Raw genomic sequence first — 777 nt, forward strand, 5'->3', positions numbered from 1 at the left:
GCGAAGAAATATCTGCAACAGGCCGCAGACGGGGACATCGTGGTTTCCGACCTGCGCCTGCCCGACGGCAACGGTATCGACCTGCTGCGCTGGATGCGCAAGGAAGGTATGATGCAGCCGTTCATTATCATGACCGACTATGCCGAAGTGCATACGGTGGTTGAAAGCATGAAACTCGGCTCGCTGGACTACATACCCAAGCAGCTTGTGGAAGACAAGCTCGTCCCTCTGCTACGGAACATATTAAAAGAACGGAATATCGGACGAAGCCGTATGCCCCTGTTCTCGCGTGACGGCTCGGCGTTCCAAGCCATCATGAAGCGGATAAGGCTGGTAGCCCCCACCGACATGAGCGTGCTGATATTTGGGGAGAACGGCACGGGCAAGGAGCATATCGCCCACCTGCTGCACGACAAGGGCAAGCGGGCAGGAAAACCGTTTGTGGCTGTGGACTGCGGTTCGCTTACCAAAGAGCTTGCGCCGTCGGCTTTCTTCGGACACGTCAGAGGGGCGTTCACGGGTGCGGACAGCACCAAGAAAGGTTATTTCCACGAGGCGGAAGGCGGTACGCTGTTCTTAGACGAGGTGGGCAACCTCGCACCGGAAACCCAGCAGATGCTTCTGCGAGCCATACAGGAACGGCGGTTCCGTCCCGTTGGCGACAAGTCTGACCGTAGTTTCAATGTCCGCATCATCGCCGCCACCAACGAGGATCTGGAGAAGGCGGTCCATGAAAAGCGTTTCCGGCAGGACTTGTTGTACCGTCTGCATGACTTC

The 777-nt window shown here is 57.3% G+C and carries 1 protein-coding gene; it reads left to right on the plus strand.

The features are described 5' to 3' along the window. Positions 1–777, plus strand: a 777-nt coding sequence (locus HPS53_RS12475; protein WP_172206532.1) for a sigma-54 dependent transcriptional regulator, incomplete at both ends; no start/stop codon positions are given.

It is taken from the genome of Prevotella sp. PTAC (assembly GCF_013166535.1).
Lineage (GTDB): Bacteria > Bacteroidota > Bacteroidia > Bacteroidales > Bacteroidaceae > Prevotella.